Here is a 17,417-nt window from a genome sequence, read left to right as displayed (position 1 = left end):
CCGGGCCGTGGTGCCGCTAATCAGGATCTCAGGTTCCCTCTGGCAGCATAGGTTGGCATGGGGCTGTCTCGCCGCGGCAAGACCGCGCGCACGCTGCTGGTCTGGACGTCGATGGCTGCCGTCGCGCTGCTTCTGGCGGGCTGCGTCCGCGTGGTGGTGGGACGCGCCGTCATGTCCGGGCCGAAGCTGGGCCAGGCGGTGGAGTGGACGCCGTGCCGGGCCGCGAACCCCAAGGTCAAACTTCCGGCCGGCGCGCTGTGCGGCAAACTGGCCGTGCCGGTCGACTACGACCACCTCGACGGGGACGTCGCAACGCTAGCGATGATTCGTTTCCCCGCCACCGGCGACAAGATCGGCTCGCTGGTGATCAACCCCGGCGGGCCGGGGGAGTCCGGCATCGAGGCGGCGCTGGGTGTCGTCCAGTCGTTGCCCAAGAAGGTCCGCGAACGGTTCGACCTCGTCGGTTTCGACCCTCGCGGGGTGGGGGCGTCGCGGCCTGCGGTCTGGTGCAACTCCGACGCCGACAACGATCGGCTGCGCACGGAGCCCAACGTGGACTACAGCCCGGCGGGCGTCGCCCACATGGAGGACGAAACCAAGCAGTTCGTCGCCCGCTGCGTCGACAAGATGGGCAAGGATTTTTTGGCCAACGTCGGGACCGTCAACGTCGCACGAGATCTCGACGCCATCCGCGCGGCGCTCGGCGACGAGAAGCTCACCTACCTCGGCTACTCCTATGGCACCCGGATCGGCTCGGCCTACGCCGAGGCCTTCCCGCACAACGTGCGGGCGATGATCCTGGACGGAGCCGTCGACCCCAACGCCGATCAGATCGAAGCCGACCTTCGTCAGGCCAAGGGATTTCAGGACGCGTTCGACAACTACGCCGCCGAGTGCGCGAAGCAGCCGAACTGCCCGCTGGGCACCGATCCCGCCAAAGCGGTGGACGTTTACCACAGCCTGGTCGACCCGCTGGTCGACCCGAACAACCCCATGGTCGGCCGGCCCGCACCGACGAACGACCCACGTGGCCTGAGCTACAGCGACGCGATCATCGGCACCATCATGGCGCTGTACTCGCCAAACCTGTGGCACCACCTGACCGACGGTCTGTCCGAACTCGTCGATCACCACGGCGACACACTGCTCGCCCTGGCCGACATGTACATGCGCCGCGACTCGCACGGCCACTACACCAACGCCACCGACGCGCGTGTCGCGGTCAACTGCGTGGACCAGCCGCCGATTACCGACCGCGCCAAGGTCGTCGACGAAGACCGTCGCTCCCGCGAGCTCGCACCGTTCATGAGCTACGGGCAGTTCACCGGCAATGCCCCGCTGGGCACCTGCGCGTTTTGGCCGGTGCCGCCCACCAGCAAGCCGCACACCATCTCCGCGCCCGGCCTGGCTCCCACGGTGGTGGTGTCGACCACCCACGATCCGGCCACCCCGTACAAGGCGGGCGTCGACTTAGCGAACGAGCTGCGCAGCTCGCTGCTCACCTACGACGGCACCCAGCACACCGTCGTCTTCCAGGGCGACGGCTGCATCGACAACTATGTGACGGCGTACCTGGTCGGCGGCTCCATCCCGCCCAACGGCGCCAAGTGCTAGGCAGCCCGGCTATCGCGTAGACGCCGAACGTGCACTCACGGCGAGTTTTTCGTCGTTTCGTCGCCGTGAGTGCACGCTCGGCGCGGGCTGCAGCCGAGACCAAGGCGTGACCGTTTCGCGCTGTCGTGGGTACCGGGGGCTGCAACGATGACAGCCATGTCGCGCCTGAGGTCCTTGAGCTCGGCGCTGTTTTCCTTGCTGATGCTCGGTGGTAGCTGCGTCGTGGCGCCGCCCCCGGCCGGCGCCACGCCGGAACCCGGTGCCGGGCAGACTCCGGGCCCGAATCCGCCGTCGGCCGCGGTGCCGCAGGGGTGGGGCAGCTGCAGCCAATTCGTCAGTGACACAAGCGATATCCCCACCTCCCAGTGCACCACTGTGTCGGTACCGATTGACTACAACAACCCCGCTGGTGCGCAGGCCAAGCTGGCGATGATCCGGATACCCGCAACCGGACAACGGATCGGATCCCTTCTGGTCAACCCCGGCGGTCCCGGTGGCTCGGCGGTCGACATGGTGGCCGCGATGGCCTCGGACCTGGAGGACTCTCCGATCCGGCGCAATTTCGACCTCGTCGGCTTCGATCCGAGGGGAGTCGGCCACTCGACGCCCGCGCTGCGCTGTCGCACCGACGCTGAGTTCGACGCGTACCGGCGAGAGCCGATGGTCGACTACAGCCCCGGCGGGGTGGCCCATATCGAGCAGCTCTACCGGCAACTGGCCCAGCAGTGCGTCAACCGGATGGGCGCGGCGTTTTTGGCCAACACGGGCACCGCATCGGTCGCACGCGACATGGATGCCGTCCGCCAAACACTCGGCGACGACCAGATCAACTATTTGGGCTACAGCTATGGCACCGAGCTGGGCACCGCCTACCTGGAGAAGTTCAGCAACCACGTGCGCACGATGGTGCTCGACGGCGCCATCGATCCGACCGTCGGGCCGATCGACGAGAACGTCAACCAAATGGCGGGATTTCAAACGGCTTTCAACGACTACGCCACCGACTGTGCCCGCTCGGCGGGCTGCCCGCTGGGCACCGACCCCACCCAATTCGTCAACCGATACCACGCGCTGGTCAACCCCCTGGTGACCAAGCCGGGTCACACCGCTGACCCGCGCGGGCTGAGCTATGCCGACGCGACCACCGGCACCATCAACGCCCTTTACACGCCTGCGCACTGGAAATACCTGACCAGCGGCCTGCTCGGCCTGGCGCAGGGCACCGACGCGGGTGACCTGCTGCTGCTCGCCGATGACTACGACGGGCGCGACAAGGATGGGCACTACTCCAACGACCAGGATGCGTTCAACGCGATCCGCTGCGTCGACGCGCCGAATCCGACCGACCAGGCCAGCTGGGTGAGTGCCGATCAGCGCATCCGCCAGGCCGCGCCGTTCCTCAGCTACGGCCAGTTCACCGGGAATGCTCCGCGCGATTTATGCGCGCTGTGGCCGGTGCCCGCGACGTCTGCACCACACGCCGCGCCGCCCATGCCGGCCGGCAAGGTCGTCGTCGTCTCCACCACCCACGATCCGGCCACGCCGTATCAGGCGGGCGTGAACCTGGCCCACCAGCTCGGTGGCTCGCTGATCACCTACGACGGGACGCAGCACACCGCGGTATTCAACGGCCACCAATGCGTCGACACCGCCGTCGTCCGGTATCTCGTCGCCGGCACTCCGCCACCGGCCTCCTACCGCTGCCAATCCTGACCGGCACCGAATCGTTTGCTGATTATTCACGGTTGCGGCTGGGTATTCGCCTGACCATGCGTTTCATCTATCTCGCTGTCACGGCCGGGCTAGCCGTCGCCGTCCTGTTGATCGCCCCGGCTGTGCTGATGAGCGCGTCTGCTCACGCTGATTACAGCGGTTACCGCCGCTGCGTGGGAAAGATAACGGAACCAATCGGAGAGGCCGACCCGCAGAACTTGCAGCTTGTTGGCGAGATCGAGCAAGATCTGAACTCTGGTGTTCCCCCTGCTGCCGAAGCTCAGAAGGTTTCCCACATGGGATTCAACCCACAGCTTGCCGATGCGATTGTTCACTGTGTGGTCGAGGAGCGCCCGTAAGGGACTGCGGGCGAAGCCGTAGGGTCCGTTGATCAAAGGGGAGAGGCGAACTCGCGTCGGCGAATACCGCCCGCGGTGTTCGCCGTAGACGGCTCACTTGTGCGCCCGGCTCCCGTCACGAGCTTTGCGGCCGGCCGCCGGCGCGCCGGACAAGTACCGGCAGCCTTCGTATCTTGAGGCCAGGTCACAGCGCAGCGGTACCGATCCGGTAACACAGAATTAACAGCAGTTGCATACTGTTCGAGTTATGGATCGACAGAAGGAATTCGTCCTCCGCACCCTCGAAGAACGAGACATCCGTTTCGTTCGCTTATGGTTTACCGACGTGCTCGGCTTCCTGAAGTCGGTCGCCATCGCCCCGGCCGAACTCGAAGGCGCCTTCGAGGAGGGCATCGGCTTCGACGGCTCCTCCATCGAGGGCTTCTCGCGGGTCTCGGAATCCGACACCGTGGCCAACCCCGACCCGTCCACCTTCCAGGTGCTGCCCTGGGCCACGCCCAACGGCCACCACCACTCGGCACGGATGTTCTGCGACATCACCATGCCGGACGGATCGCCGTCGTGGGCCGATCCGCGGCACGTGCTGCGCCGCCAGCTGCAGAAGGCCAACGACCTCGGCTTCTCCTGCTATGTGCACCCAGAGATCGAATTCTTCTTGCTCAAGCCGGGCCCCGACGACGGGACGCCGCCGGTTCCCGTCGATACCGCCGGCTACTTCGACCAGGCCGTCCACGACTCCGCCTCGAACTTCCGCCGCCACGCGATCGAAGCGCTCGAATTCATGGGTATCTCGGTGGAATTCAGCCACCACGAGGGAGCGCCCGGCCAGCAGGAGATCGACCTGCGGTTCGCCGACGCGCTGTCGATGGCGGACAACGTGATGACGTTCCGTTACGTCATCAAGGAGGTCGCGATCGAGAACGGCGCCCGCGCGACCTTCATGCCCAAGCCGTTCGGGCAGCATCCCGGCTCGGCGATGCACACCCACATGAGCCTGTTCGAGGGTGACGTCAACGCGTTCCACAGCCCCGACGACCCGTTGCAGCTCTCCGATGTGGGCAAGTCCTTCATCGCCGGGATCCTCGAGCACGCATCGGAGATCAGCGCGGTCACCAACCAATGGGTCAACTCCTACAAGCGATTGGTGGGAGGCGGCGAGGCGCCCACCGCGGCGTCGTGGGGTGCGGCCAACCGGTCCGCGCTGGTGCGGGTGCCGATGTACACGCCGCACAAGACGTCGTCGCGACGCGTCGAGGTCCGTAGCCCCGACTCGGCGTGCAACCCATACCTGACCTTCGCCGTGCTACTGGCCGCCGGCCTGCGCGGGGTAGAGAAGGGTTACGTGCTGGGGCCGCAGGCCGAGGACAACGTGTGGGACCTGACCGCCGACGAACGCATCGCGATGGGATATCGCGAGCTGCCGACGAGCCTGGACAGCGCACTTCGTGCCATGGAGTCCTCCGAACTGGTCGCGGAAACCTTGGGAGAGCACGTATTTGACTTCTTCCTGCGCAATAAGCGCACCGAGTGGGCGAACTACCGCAGTCACGTCACCCCTTACGAATTGAGCACCTACCTGTCGCTGTAGCCCGTATCGGGCGCCGCTGAGGCTGAAGACCCCGCAGGTTGCGCTACGGTCGTGGTCGTGACCAAACCCGCGACGCAGCGCCCCAGGCTGCCCAGCGTCGGCCGGCTCGGGTTGGTCGATCCGCAAGCGGCCGAACGCATGGCCCAGCTGGGTTGGTACGAGCACGACGACCAAGCCCACGTCGACCTGCTGTGGTCGCTGTCGCGCGCGCCGGACCCCGATGCCGCACTGCTCGCCCTGGTCCGGTTGTCGGAGAACCCCGATGCCGGCTGGGACGAGCTCAACGCCGCCCTGCTCACCGAACGCCCGCTACGCGGTCGGCTGTTCGGTGTGCTCGGCTCGTCGCTGGCGCTCGGCGATCACCTGATCGCCCAGTCCGGGTCCTGGAAACTCTTGCGCGGCAACGTCAAACTCCCCACCCACGACGAGCTGTGCGACATGTTCACCGAATGCGTCGACGAATCGCTGGCGGAGCCGGGCTCGGCGATGGTGCGGTTGCGCACCCTGTACCGCGACCAGTTGCTGGTGCTGGCCGGACTGGATCTGGCCGCGACGGTCGAGGACGAACCGGTGGTGCCATTCACCGTGGTGGCGGCCCACCTCTCGGACCTGGCCGATGCCGCGCTGGCCGCCGCGCTGCGGGTTGCCGAGAACAGCGTGTGCGGCGACCGGACGCCGCCACGGCTGGCGGTCATCGCGATGGGCAAATGCGGTGCCCGGGAACTGAACTACGTCAGCGACGTCGACGTCATCTTCGTCGGCGAGCAGGCCGACACGGTCACCACCCGCGTGGCCAGCGAGATGATGCGGCTGGCCTCTGAGGCGTTCTTTCAGGTCGATGCCGGTCTGCGACCCGAGGGGCGAAGCGGTGAACTGGTCCGCACCGTCGAGTCACACGTCGCCTACTACCAGCGCTGGGCGAAGACCTGGGAGTTCCAAGCGCTGCTGAAAGCCCGTGCGGCGGTGGGCGACACGGAGCTCGGACAGCGCTACTTGGACGCGCTGATGCCGATGGTCTGGGTCGCCTGCGAACGGGAGGACTTCGTGACCGAGGTGCAGGCCATGCGCCGCCGGGTCGAACAACTGGTGCCCGCCGAGGTCCGCGGCCGCGAGATCAAGCTCGGCAGCGGCGGGCTGCGCGACGTGGAATTCGCTGTGCAGCTGCTGCAGTTGGTGCACGGTCGCGACGACGACTCGCTGCACGTGGCGTCGACGGTGGATGCGCTGGCCGCGCTGGGCCAGGGCGGCTACATCGGGCGCGAGGACGCGGCCAACCTCACCGCGTCCTACGAGTTCCTCCGGCTCCTCGAGCATCGATTGCAGCTGCAGCGGCTCAAGCGCACCCACTTGCTGCCCGAGGCCGACGACGAGGAGGCGGTGCGCTGGCTGGCCAGGGCCGCGCACATCCGGCCGGACGGCCGCCACGACGCGGCCGGGGTGCTGCGCGAGGAATTGCGACACCAGAACCTGCGGGTCTCCCAGCTGCACGCCAAGCTCTTCTATCAGCCCCTGCTGGAATCGATCGGCCCGGCCGGGCTGGACATCGCTCGCGGCATGACCTCCGAAGCCGCCGAACGCCAGCTGGCGGCGCTGGGCTACGAGGGTCCGCAGACCGCGCTGAAGCACATGGCGGCCCTGGTCAACCAGAGCGGGCGGCGTGGTCGGGTTCAGTCGGTGCTGCTGCCCAGGCTGCTCAACTGGATGTCGTACTCGCCCGATCCCGATGGCGGGCTGCTGGCCTACCGGCGGCTGTCCGAGGCGCTGTCCGGGGAGAACTGGTATCTGGCGACGCTGCGCGACAAGCCCGCGGTGGCACGTCGGCTCATGCACGTGCTGGGCACTTCGGCGTACGTGCCGGACCTGCTGATGCGCGCGCCGCGGGTCATTCAGGATTACGGAGACGGGCCGTCCGGTCCGCGACTGCTTGAAAGCGAACCCGCCGCTGTGGCCCGTGCGCTGGTCGCGTCGGCCAGCCGTTACTCCGACCCGGTGCGGGCGATCGCCGCGGCGCGCACGCTGCGCCGTCGCGAATTGGCCCGCATCGGGTCCGCCGATCTGCTCGGCATGCTCGAGGTCACCGACGTGTGCGCGGCGCTGACCTCGATCTGGGTGGCGGTGCTGCAGGCTGCACTGGAAGCGATGATCCGGGCCAACCTGCCCGAGGCTGGCCGGGCGCCGGCCGCGATCGCCGTCATCGGCATGGGCCGGCTGGGCGGCGCCGAGTTGGGTTATGGATCCGACGCTGACGTGATGTTCGTTTGCGAACCAACGTCCGGTGTCGAGGACTCCGCGGCCGTGCGCTGGGCGACGGGTGTCGCCGAGCAGGTGCGGGCGCTGCTGGGGACGCCCAGCGTCGACCCTCCGCTGGAGGTCGACGCCAACCTGCGGCCCGAGGGACGCCAGGGTCCGCTGGTGCGCACCCTGGCGTCCTACTCCGCCTACTACGAGCAGTGGGCGCAGCCGTGGGAGATCCAGGCACTGCTGCGGGCGCACTCGGTTGCCGGCGACGCGGAGCTGGGGCAGCGGTTCCTGCTGATGGCCGACAAGACGCGGTATCCGTCAGACGGGGTGTCGCCGGAGGCGATGCAGGAGATCCGGCGCATCAAGGCCCGCGTCGATGCCGAGCGGTTGCCCCGCGGTGCCGACCCGAACACGCACACCAAGCTGGGGCGCGGGGGGCTGGCCGACGTCGAGTGGACCGTGCAGCTGCTGCAACTGCGACACGCACACGAGGTTCCCGCGCTGCACAACACGTCGACGCTGCAGTGCCTCGACGCGATCGCCGCGGCCGGCCTGGTGCCCGCCGATGAGGTGGAGCTGTTGAGGCAGGCCTGGCTGACGGCGACCCGGGCCCGCAACGCGCTGGTGCTGGTCCGCGGTAAGCCCACCGATCAGTTGCCCGGGCCCGGCCGTCAGCTCAACGCGGTCGCCGTGGCCGCGGGCTGGCCGACCGATGAGGGCGGGGAGTTCTTAGACAATTATCTTCGGGTGACGCGACGCGCAAAAGCTGTGGTGCGCAGGGTGTTCGGGAGTTGAGTCAGGAGGCCGGCGCGTTGGACGCCATATTCGAGGTGCTCAGCGCGGCGGAGGCCGATCGCGTGACCGCCCTCTACGCTCCGTTGGCCGATGCGGTCCGCGAGCTCGTCGACGCCACCATCCGGACCGAGGCGGACGACGAGGTTGTCGCCGAGGCCCGCAGGGCGATCGAAACCGCCACCGCATCGTTGCGGCAACGCACCCGCCCCCTCGGGGTGAGCTATCGCGTCAACGGCCGCCCGCTGCCGTTGGGCAACGCCGCTATCGGCGTGTGCAACCCCATCGCCCCGCCGATCGTCGTGCACCACGAGGGCGAGGGCCGCTGCTGGAGCGAATTCACCCTCGGCTCGGCCTACGAGGGTCCACCCAAACTGGTGCACGGCGGCGTCAGCGCCCTGGTGCTCGACCACATGCTCGGGGAGGCGGCCAGCGAGGGGCTGTCGAAACCGCGCTTCACGGGGACCATCACGGTGAAATATCTGCGCGGCACCCCGCTGGGCCCGCTTCGCTGTGAGGCGTGGGTCGACGGCAAAGAAGGCCGGAAAGTCTTTGCGCGCGGCGCTATTTCGGATGCCACCGGCGTCACCGTCGAGGCCGACGGCGTATTCATCGAGCCGGCCTGGGCGCAGGAGGCGCAGTGAAGTTCTACATCAGCAGCGCGTTCCTGAACACCCGCGAGATCATCGAGCTCGCCAAGGCGGCCGACGAGCTGGGCTATGACGGGATCGGCATCCCCGATCATGTCGTCAATCTGGAGACTCTGGACACCCCGTACCCGTACACCAAAGACGGGGAAAGACGCTGGCAGCCCTTCACTGACTGGCCCGATCCGTGGGTTCTCGTGGGTGCGCTGGCCCAGGTCACCACGCGGTTGCGATTCGTCAACACTGTCTATATCCCCGCGATGCGTAACCCGTACTCCGCGGCGAAAGCCATTGGCACCGCAGCGGTTTTGGCGTCCGGAAGGGTGGAGCTGGGTATCGGCGTGGGGTGGTGCCGTGAGGAATTCGCTTTGATGGGTGAGCGATTCGAGGCCCGGGGCAAGCGCACCGATGAAATCATCGATCTGATGCGCGCGCTGTGGTCCCCGGGCTGGACGGAGTTCGAGGGCCAGTTTTATCGAGCGCCGCGGCTGGAAATGCAGCCCACTCCGCCGCCGATACCGGTGTATGTCGGCGGGCTCAGCGACATCGCGCTGCGCCGCGCTGCCCGCAACGACGGCTGGATCGGCGATTTGATCAAGTCCGAGCGGGCCATCGATGCGGTAGGCAGGCTGCGAGAGATACGCGCCGAAAATGGTTTGACCATGGACGATTTCACCGTTCTGACACCTCTGACTGACGCGTTCACCATCGCCGACTATCAGCGGGTCGAGGATGCGGGCATCACCGGCATCATCACCATGCCATGGATGTTCTACGCCGGGCCCGACGCCAGCCTGGACGACAAGATCGACGGCATGCAACGCTTCCGCAAGGACCTCGCGCTCGACGGCTAGGCGCCGCGACACATAAACGGCGGCGACCGACACACCGGCGCCGAGGCTCGGCATGGTTTATGTTTCGAGGATCGATCGCCCCGAGCGAAGTGAACATTCGACGGCTGCGCATGGCTGTCGGATCCCCGAGGACGCGGCCGCGGGTAACACTTGGGCGGCGGCCGGAGTCGACCCGCTCGCGCTGCGAAAAATCGGAGCATAATTGGTCCAAGGGCCGAAGCTGGCTTTTCAAATGACCGGGCGGCTTCGGACAGATTGGGAAAGCATGATTACCGACGATTCCAATGCGAGTCAGCTCTCGCCTGGTGAACTCATCGAGCGGGCCGTGGACATCATCATGAACCGCTTCGATCTCGACGGCGCGCAAGCCTTGAAGGTGCTTCGCACTATATCGCGGGAAACGAGGACGCAGATGTGCGTGGTCGCCGAGCAATTAATCCACGACAACAACTCGGTGGATGCCTTGCGGCCCGAACCGGTTGCACCGCTTCGGCTGGTTTCCGGAGACGACACCACTATTTGAACGGCCGTTGCCGTTGGCCGGACCCAACAAATGCGATTAACACTGCCGTTGGCGGGTAAACCCCGAAAATGGCGCGTGATATCAGGATTATCGACGCCGAACTGCGAGCCGTTGCGGCGCTGCGTCGTGCGGCTCGGGAGTGTGGCGGGCCGCTACCGTCGATAGAAGTGGCCGATGCGCTACTGGATGAACGCTACGCGGCGACGCGCCTCACGGTTCTTCGAGAAGTCGCCAAGGCGTAGGACTTTCATTGCCGAGCACGCGAGCAAGGACATGAATCCACCCGCTCGGCGATCGGTGCGGTGATCGCCAAGCGGATGGCATCTGCTTACACGTCGTAGTACAGCGCGAACTCGTAAGGGTGCGGCCGGATTTGGACCGGCAGGATCTCGTTCTCGCGCTTGAAGCTGATCCACGTCTCGATGAGGTCCGGCGTGAACACGCCGCCCTCGGTGAGGTATTCGTGGTCTTCTTCCAGCCGGTCGATCACCGCGGACAGCTGCGTGGGAGCCTGCGGGATGTTGGCGGCCTCCTCGGGCGGGAGCTCGTAGAGGTCCTTGTCCACCGGCGCCTGCGGCTCGATCTTGTTCTTGATGCCGTCCAGGCCGGCCATCAGCATGGCCGAGAACGCCAGGTACGGGTTGCCCGACGAGTCGGGGCAGCGAAACTCGAGCCGCTTGGCCTTCGGGTTGTTGCCGGTGATCGGGATGCGCACACACGCCGACCGGTTGCGCTGGCTGTAGACCAGGTTGATCGGCGCCTCGTAACCGGGCACCAGGCGCTTGTAGGAGTTCACCGTCGGGTTGGTGAAGGCCAACAGCGACGGCGCGTGGTGCAGCAGGCCGCCGATGTAGTGACGGGCGGTGTCCGACAGGCCGGCATACCCGGTCTCGTCATACATCAGCGGGCTGCCGTCCTTCCACAGCGACTGGTGGGTGTGCATGCCGGAACCGTTGTCGCCGAACAGCGGCTTGGGCATGAACGTGACGGTCTTGCCGTGCTGCCAGGCCGTGTTCTTGACGATGTACTTGTAGAGCATCATGTCGTCGGCCGCGTGCAGCAGCGTGTTGAACTTGTAGTTGATCTCGGCCTGGCCGCCGGTGCCCACCTCGTGGTGGCCCTTCTCCAGGCTGAAGCCCGCCGTGATCAGGTTGGACAGCATCTTGTCGCGCAGGTCGACGTAGTGGTCGACGGGGGCGACGGGGAAGTAGCCACCTTTAGGGCGCACCTTGTAGCCGCGGTTGGGGCTGCCGTCGAGCTCGTTCGGCGAGCCGGTGTTCCACCAGCCCGCGATCGCGTCGATCTCGTAGAACGAGCCGTTGGTGCGCGAGTCGAAGGTCACCGAGTCGAAAATGTAGAACTCGGCCTCGGCGCCGAAGTAGGCGGTGTCGGCCACGCCGGTGCTGATCAGGTAGTTCTCGGCCTTACGGGCGATGTTGCGTGGGTCGCGCGAGTACGGCTCGAGGGTGAATGGGTCATGCACGAAGAAGTTCAGGTTCAGCGTCTTGGCTTCGCGGAACAAGTCGATCTGCGCGGTCGCGGGGTCGGGCAGGAGCAGCATGTCGGATTCGTGAATGGACTGGAATCCGCGAATCGACGAGCCGTCGAAGGCTAGGCCATCCTCAAAAACGCTCTCGTCGAAGAACGAAATCGGGATCGTGAAGTGCTGCATGATGCCGGGCAGGTCACAGAACCGGACGTCGACAAATTCGACGTTTTCGTCCTTTGCGAGTTTGAAGACGTCGTCGGGCGTCGTTTCCGTCACAGAATGCTCCTTTACTTGGTGAGATCCGCGGCCTGACGCTATGGAGCAGATGTTGCCCGTCAGTCAACCCGATGTTGCGCGCACGTTACGTGACCATGCCACACGCTAAAAGTGGCCGCGTCAGCGGCGGGTTCTATTGTGGGGCCATGGATCGCAAGATCGTATCTTTTCCGGTGGCCAGGCGCACCGCCCGCCCTCCGTACCCGGCCGTTCCCGCCGGTTATTCGGACTCCGGTCCGCGCCGATGATGGCGGAATCGCGATCCGCTTTTCCCGGTGAAAAGCTGGGATTCCCGCAGAGCGGCCCGGGCTCCTTGGCGCCGATGGGACGCCGGTTGGGCGCGTTGATGATCGACTGGCTGATTTCGTACGGTCTGGCCGCGCTGGCGATGCGCTTCGGCCTGTTCTCCCAACCGGCGCTGGCCACAGCGGTCTTGGTGATCTGGTTCGTGCTGGGCGTGGTCTTCCTGCGATTGTTCGGGTTCACGCCCGGCCAGCTGGTGTTACGCCTGCAGGTTGTGACTGTGGACGGCCGCGGGCCGGTTGGCCTGGGCCGTGCGGTGGTGCGTGGCGTGCTCGTCGGCACGGTCGTCCCGGCGTTGTTCACCGACTGGGACGGCCGCGGAATGCAGGACCGGCTGACCGCGACGGCCGTCGTGCGGCGGTGATCATGCCGCCGACCCGCTGCGCCCGGCTTCGCCGCGCTTGCGATCGGCGGTGATCATGCCGCCGACCCGCTGCGCCCGGCTTCGCCGCGCTTGCGATCGGCGGTGACTTAAGGCCCCGCCTACTTGCGGCGCACCGTGCGCTGCACGCCACGCATCTTGCCCGAATTGGGCAGTGGCCCCTTGGGCATGACGGCGGCGCCGGCCCGCGACCCCAGCGCGGTCAACCGCGACTCCAGCGTGTCCATCTGCTTGACGGTGATATTGGCCGGCAACCGGGTGAGGTGGCGCTCCAGCTTGGCCAGCGATACCTCGTCCTTGCCGTTGCCGACGATGATGTCGTAGATCGGCACGTCACCGATGAGCCGGGCGGTGCGCTTCTTCTCCTGCGCGAGCAGCGGTCGCACCCGGGTCGCCGCTCCCTCGCCGACCAGGATGACGCCGGGCCGGCCTATCACCCGGTGAACGGCGTCGAAATGGCCAGTCGCGGCCACCCCTGGGGTCACCCGCCACTTGCCGCGCAGGTTGTCCAACACCCAGGCGGCGGCGCCGGTTTGGCCTTCGGCTTTGCGGTAGACCGACTTCTGGGCGCGGCGGCCGAACACGATGAAGGCGACCAGGCCGCCGAGCACCACGCCGAGCGGGATCAGGGTGATCATCGTCAGCCCGCCGGCCCAGATACCGACCCCTACCGAGATGCCGACGATCAGCACGAAGGCGCCGATCATGTACGGCAGGAGCCGCTTGTCCTCTTGGCGCTGAATTTTGAACGCCTGCCACAACTGGGTGCGGCGCTCCCGCGCGGCGGCCTTGCGGGCGGCCTGCGCCTGCGCTCGCGCGGCCTTGTTCTCAGCGGCACTGCGGGATTTAGCCATAGTCAAAGAATACGTAGGGCCGCGACCGGACGAAGCCACTACCGTTTCGCGGGCGAGGTCAGGATCGGCTGCGGGCGGCCTGCTCATAAAGCCGTCCCGCCCGATACGACGAGCGCACCAGCGGTCCGGCCAGCACCCCGGCGAAGCCCAACTCCTCGGCGTGCCGCGCGAACTCGACGAATTCTTCCGGCCTCACCCAGCGTTCGACGGGGTGGTGACGCACCGACGGGCGCAAGTACTGGGTGATGGTGACGATGTCGCAGCCGGCATCGTTCAGGTCGGCGAGCGCGGTGCGCACCTCGTGCGGCGTCTCGCCCATGCCGAGGATGAGGTTGCTCTTGGTGACCAAACCGAAGTCGCGCGCCGCGGTCAGCACGTCGAGGCTGCGCTGGTAGGTGAAGGCGGGCCGGATCCGTTTGAAGATGCGCGGCACGGTTTCGACGTTGTGCGCCAACACCTCCGGGCGTGAGTCGAACACCTCGGCGAGCCGGGTGGGATCGCCGTTGAAGTCGGGGATCAACAGCTCGACGCCGGTCGACGGATTCAATTCCTTGATGGCACGCACGGTCTCGGCGTACAGCCAGGCTCCGCCGTCGGGCAGGTCGTCACGGGCCACCCCGGTGACGGTGGCGTAGCGCAGGCCCATCGTGCGCACGCTGTCGGCGACCCGCCGGGGCTCGTCGCGATCCAGTTCGGCGGGCTTCCCGGTGTCGATCTGGCAGAAGTCGCAGCGGCGGGTGCACTGATCACCGCCGATCAGGAAGGTGGCCTCGCGGTCCTCCCAGCATTCGAAGATGTTGGGGCAGCCGGCCTCCTCGCACACCGTATGCAGACCTTCGCGCCGGACCAGGCTCTTGAGCTGGGTGTACTGCGGACCCATCCGGGCCCGCACCCTGATCCACGGCGGTTTGCGCTCGATCGGAGTCTGGGCGTTGCGCACTTCCAGGCGCAAGAGCTTGCGTCCTTCCGGTGCGACAGTCACATCGCTGATGCTACGCGCGCTGCGGGGTGGTCACGGACCGGCAGCACTCCGTCCAAGGCGTCGCAGACGGCGTCGCCAACCGCCGTCTGCACATCCTCGACCGACACCGGTCGGCGCAGCTCGGCCGACAGTGACGTCACTCCGGCGCCGCTGATGCCGCACGGCACGATGGCGCTGAAAGCGGTTAGGTCGCAGTCGCAGTTGAGGGCGAATCCGTGCAGGGTGGTCGCCCGCGACACCCGGACGCCGATGGCGGCCACCTTGCGGTCGGGCCGCCCCCCGTCGCCCGGGACCCACACCCCGGACCGGCCCCGCACCCGGACCGCACCCACGCCTAAGTCGGCGCAGACCTTGATGAGCGCCTCTTCCAGGCGGCGCACGTAGTTGACCACGTCGAGCGGTTCGGCCAGCCCGATGATCGGATAACCGACCAGCTGGCCGGGACCGTGCCAGGTGATCTTGCCGCCACGATCGGTGTCGACGACTGGCGTGCCGTCCACGGGCCGTTCGTGCGGCTCGGTGCGCCGCCCCGCCGTATAGACCGCGGGGTGCTCCAGCAGTAGCAGCGTGTCGCTACCGCCGGCCACCCGCGCGTCGGCCAGATCGCGTTGCTGCTGCCAGGCCACGCGGTAGTCGACGGTGCCCAGCCGGCGGACGTCGATCAAGGCCTGGCTGGATCGGATGGATTCGATCACCTTCGCGACGGTACTCGGCCCGGGCCGGCGAGGCGCGCCGCGGGCGGCGGGGCGGCCTGTGCCGTCGCGTGGCGAGCGCCACTAGTCGTGGTCGCGGCGGGCGGTGGCGTAGGTGAGCGCCTCGCCAATGGTGTTGTGGTGGAAAGTGAATCCGGCACGCTCCAGTGCCGACGGGATGGCGCGTTGCCCCATCAGCAGGCCCTCCTCGGCGAACTCGCCCAGCGCCGCCCGGATCACAAATCCGGGCACCATCAACGGGGTTGGACGGTTGACCGCGCGCCCGAATGCGGTGGTGAACTCGGCATTGGTGACCGGAGCGGGCCCGGTCATGTTGACCGGGCCGGTCAGCTCGGGCTCGAAAATTGCGTACAACAGCGCACGCACTTCGTCTTCGAGCGTGATCCACGACATGTACTGGCGCCCGCTGCCCAGTCTTGCACCGAGGCCGGTGCGGAACAGCGGCCGCAACCGGGCCAGGGCGCCACCGGCGGGGGAGAACACCAGCCCGGTGCGGGCCAGCACCACCCGGGCGCCGCCGTACTGGGCGGGCAGGGTGGCGGCTTCCCAGTCTTCGCACAGCTGCGCGAGGAAACCGGTTCCCGCACGGTCGTTTTCATCCACCACGCGGTCCTTGGTATCGCCGTAGAAGCCCACTGCGCTGGCGTTGACCATGGTCGCCACACCGGCGTCGGCGACGGCATGCGCCAAGACTTCGGTGGGGGTGATTCGGCTGTCTCGCAGACTCTGCTTGAATGCGCCCGACCAACGCCGCCTGCCGATGTTGACCCCACACAGGTTGACCACGGCGTCGACGTCTGAAAGCGTGTCGGGGTCGAGGTCGCCCGTCTCGGGATTCCAGTGCAGCTCATCGGCATTCGCCGGGGTGCGGCGCACGATGCGCAGTACCCGGTGATCGGCGGCGCGCAGGGCCGCGGTGAGCGCGGAACCGATGAGGCCGGACGAACCCGCAATCGCGATGACGGCGTTCTGACCAGCGCGAGCCACGTTCGCTTGTCCTTCTACAGACCGAGGTCGGCCTCGAAGGCTCCCTCTTCCAGCCGATGCTTGATGGTGGTCAGGAAGCGACCCGCGTCTGCGCCGTCGATCAGCCGGTGGTCATAGGTCAACGGCAGGTAGCAGATCGAGCGGACGCCGATCGATTCGTTGCCGGCCTCGTCGACCACGACGCGCGGCCGCTTCACGATGGCGCCGGTGCCCAGCATGGCGGCCTGCGGCGGAACCAGGATCGGGGTGTCGAACAGCGCCCCCTGGCTACCGATGTTGGTGATGGTGAAGGTGCCCCCGGACAGCTCGTCGGGCTTGAGGTCGCCCGACCGGGCGCGCGCGGCGATGTCGGCGATCGCCCTGGCCAGCCCGGCCAGAGACAGGTCACCCGCGTTGTGTACGACGGGCGACAGCAGCCCCTGTTCGGTGTCGACCGCGAAGCCGAGGTGCTCGGCGTCGTAGTAAGTGATCTCCTTGGTGTCCTCGTTGTAGCTCGCGTTGACGTTGGGGTGGATCTTCAGCGCGTCGATCACCGCCCGGGCGATGAACGGCAGGAAGGTCAGGTTCACCCCCTCGCGCTCGGCAAAAGCCGCCTTGGCCCTGGCCCGCAACCCGACCAGCCTGGTCATGTCGACCTCGTGGGTTTGGGTGAGTTGGGCTGTCGCCTGTAGTGATTCGCGGGTTTTGTTCGCGGTGATCTGACGGATCCGGCTGGCCTTCTGGGTGGTGCCCCGCAGGTGCGCCAGCGCCGGAGCCGGGGTTGGCGCCGCCGCCGCCCTGGGGGCCGCGGCAGCGGGGGCCGGCGCGGCCGCGGGCGCCTGGGCGGCCTGTTGCTTCTGTTCGGCGGCGGCCAGCACGTCTTGCTTGCGGATGCGACCGCCCACCCCGGTGCCCGTCACCGAGTTCAGGTCGATGTTGTTTTCTGCGGCCAGTTTTCGCACCAGCGGCGTCACGTACGGAGTGCCGTCGGTCCCCGAGCTTACCGGTTGCGGTTGCGCCGGTTGAGCTTTCGGCTGGGGCTGCGGGGCGGGGGTCGGCGTGGGTTCGGGCTTGGGCTGCGCCTGCGCCTGCGGCTGCGGCTGGGGCTGGGGTGCCGCCGG

General features: G+C 67.2%; 16 protein-coding genes. 10 read left to right on the top strand and 6 right to left on the bottom strand.

Annotated elements, in window-relative coordinates; all coding sequences use genetic code 11:
* Positions 1 to 57: 57 nt before the first annotated feature.
* From A5686_RS19140 to A5686_RS27370, 9 genes are all read left to right on the top strand, one after another.
* Positions 58 to 1,614, top strand: coding sequence for an alpha/beta hydrolase (locus tag A5686_RS19140; protein ID WP_067937554.1), 1,557 nt, complete (start codon positions 58 to 60; stop codon positions 1,612 to 1,614).
* 147 nt (positions 1,615 to 1,761) lie between these two features.
* A complete protein-coding gene (locus A5686_RS19135; RefSeq protein ID WP_156750142.1) occupies positions 1,762 to 3,327 on the top strand; it encodes an alpha/beta hydrolase in 1,566 nt (521 codons plus the stop codon).
* A 32-nt stretch (positions 3,328 to 3,359) separates the two neighbouring features.
* Positions 3,360 to 3,686, top strand: coding sequence for a hypothetical protein (locus A5686_RS19130; RefSeq protein ID WP_156750141.1), 327 nt, complete (start codon positions 3,360 to 3,362; stop codon positions 3,684 to 3,686).
* Positions 3,687 to 3,933: 247 nt separating this feature from the next.
* Complete coding sequence (glnA, locus tag A5686_RS19125; protein WP_067937549.1) at positions 3,934 to 5,274, top strand: type I glutamate--ammonia ligase; 1,341 nt, start codon at positions 3,934 to 3,936, stop codon at positions 5,272 to 5,274.
* 51 nt (positions 5,275 to 5,325) lie between these two features.
* Positions 5,326 to 8,310: a bifunctional [glutamine synthetase] adenylyltransferase/[glutamine synthetase]-adenylyl-L-tyrosine phosphorylase gene (locus A5686_RS19120; RefSeq protein ID WP_067937548.1), complete on the top strand. Its 2,985-nt coding sequence runs from the start codon at positions 5,326 to 5,328 to the stop codon at positions 8,308 to 8,310.
* Entirely contained in the window at positions 8,307 to 8,951 is a 645-nt protein-coding gene (locus A5686_RS19115) for a PaaI family thioesterase (RefSeq protein WP_067937546.1), read from the top strand. The genes A5686_RS19120 and A5686_RS19115 overlap by 4 nt, the downstream gene beginning before the upstream one ends.
* Positions 8,948 to 9,808 carry a TIGR03619 family F420-dependent LLM class oxidoreductase gene (locus A5686_RS19110; protein WP_067937545.1) on the top strand — a complete coding sequence of 287 codons (861 nt, stop codon included), beginning with the start codon at positions 8,948 to 8,950 and terminating at the stop codon, positions 9,806 to 9,808. Before A5686_RS19115 ends, A5686_RS19110 begins: the two co-directional genes overlap by 4 nt.
* Before the next feature lie 232 nt (positions 9,809 to 10,040).
* Positions 10,041 to 10,331, top strand: a complete 291-nt coding sequence (locus tag A5686_RS19105) for an ANTAR domain-containing protein (RefSeq protein WP_082947716.1) — start codon at positions 10,041 to 10,043, stop codon at positions 10,329 to 10,331.
* A gap of 68 nt (positions 10,332 to 10,399) precedes the next feature.
* Positions 10,400 to 10,573 (top strand): hypothetical protein, encoded by a 174-nt coding sequence (locus A5686_RS27370; RefSeq protein WP_156750140.1) that lies wholly within the window; start codon positions 10,400 to 10,402, stop codon positions 10,571 to 10,573.
* Positions 10,574 to 10,659: 86 nt separating this feature from the next.
* Here A5686_RS27370 and glnA (A5686_RS19100) read toward each other — a convergent pair whose 3' ends face one another.
* Positions 10,660 to 12,096, bottom strand: coding sequence for a type I glutamate--ammonia ligase (glnA, locus tag A5686_RS19100; protein WP_067937541.1), 1,437 nt, complete (start codon positions 12,094 to 12,096; stop codon positions 10,660 to 10,662).
* 244 nt (positions 12,097 to 12,340) lie between these two features.
* Here glnA (A5686_RS19100) and A5686_RS19095 point away from each other — a divergent pair, with 244 nt between their 5' ends.
* On the top strand, positions 12,341 to 12,763 hold the full coding sequence (locus tag A5686_RS19095) for an RDD family protein (protein WP_067937539.1): 423 nt from the start codon (positions 12,341 to 12,343) through the stop codon (positions 12,761 to 12,763).
* A 119-nt stretch (positions 12,764 to 12,882) separates the two neighbouring features.
* Here A5686_RS19095 and A5686_RS19090 read toward each other — a convergent pair whose 3' ends face one another.
* The 5 genes from A5686_RS19090 to sucB form a co-directional block, all read right to left on the bottom strand.
* Positions 12,883 to 13,635, bottom strand: coding sequence for a DUF4191 domain-containing protein (locus A5686_RS19090; protein ID WP_067937537.1), 753 nt, complete (start codon positions 13,633 to 13,635; stop codon positions 12,883 to 12,885).
* Between the two features lie 58 nt (positions 13,636 to 13,693).
* The gene (gene lipA, locus A5686_RS19085; RefSeq protein ID WP_067937535.1) at positions 13,694 to 14,617 is read right to left on the bottom strand and encodes a lipoyl synthase; all 924 of its coding nucleotides are present in this window, start codon (positions 14,615 to 14,617) and stop codon (positions 13,694 to 13,696) included.
* Positions 14,614 to 15,312, bottom strand: coding sequence for a lipoyl(octanoyl) transferase LipB (gene lipB, locus A5686_RS19080; protein WP_067937533.1), 699 nt, complete (start codon positions 15,310 to 15,312; stop codon positions 14,614 to 14,616). The genes lipA and lipB overlap by 4 nt, the downstream gene beginning before the upstream one ends.
* 81 nt (positions 15,313 to 15,393) lie before the next feature.
* Positions 15,394 to 16,317, bottom strand: a complete 924-nt coding sequence (locus tag A5686_RS19075; RefSeq protein WP_067937531.1) for a TIGR01777 family oxidoreductase — start codon at positions 16,315 to 16,317, stop codon at positions 15,394 to 15,396.
* Between the two features lie 14 nt (positions 16,318 to 16,331).
* The coding region (gene sucB, locus A5686_RS19070) for a 2-oxoglutarate dehydrogenase, E2 component, dihydrolipoamide succinyltransferase (RefSeq protein WP_067937529.1) at positions 16,332 to 17,417 on the bottom strand (1,086 nt) is incomplete at its 5' end.

The organism is Mycobacterium sp. E2479 (genome assembly GCF_001667925.1).
In the GTDB taxonomy this organism is placed as follows: domain Bacteria; phylum Actinomycetota; class Actinomycetes; order Mycobacteriales; family Mycobacteriaceae; genus Mycobacterium.
This window is presented reverse-complemented; position numbering and strand designations above follow the sequence as displayed.

Bases quoted from the DNA above. Each gene is read 5' to 3' on its own strand.
- A5686_RS19140 (WP_067937554.1), top strand. From the start codon at position 58: ATGGGGCTGTCTCGCCGCGGCAAGACCGCGCGCACGCTGCTGGTCTGG.
- A5686_RS19135 (WP_156750142.1), top strand. From the start codon at position 1,762: ATGACAGCCATGTCGCGCCTGAGGTCCTTGAGCTCGGCGCTGTTTTCC.
- glnA (WP_067937549.1), top strand. From the start codon at position 3,934: ATGGATCGACAGAAGGAATTCGTCCTCCGCACCCTCGAAGAACGAGAC.
- A5686_RS19105 (WP_082947716.1), top strand. From the start codon at position 10,041: ATGACCGGGCGGCTTCGGACAGATTGGGAAAGCATGATTACCGACGAT.
- A5686_RS27370 (WP_156750140.1), top strand. From the start codon at position 10,400: ATGGCGCGTGATATCAGGATTATCGACGCCGAACTGCGAGCCGTTGCG.
- A5686_RS19095 (WP_067937539.1), top strand. From the start codon at position 12,341: ATGATGGCGGAATCGCGATCCGCTTTTCCCGGTGAAAAGCTGGGATTC.
- A5686_RS19090 (WP_067937537.1), bottom strand. From the start codon at position 13,635: ATGGCTAAATCCCGCAGTGCCGCTGAGAACAAGGCCGCGCGAGCGCAG.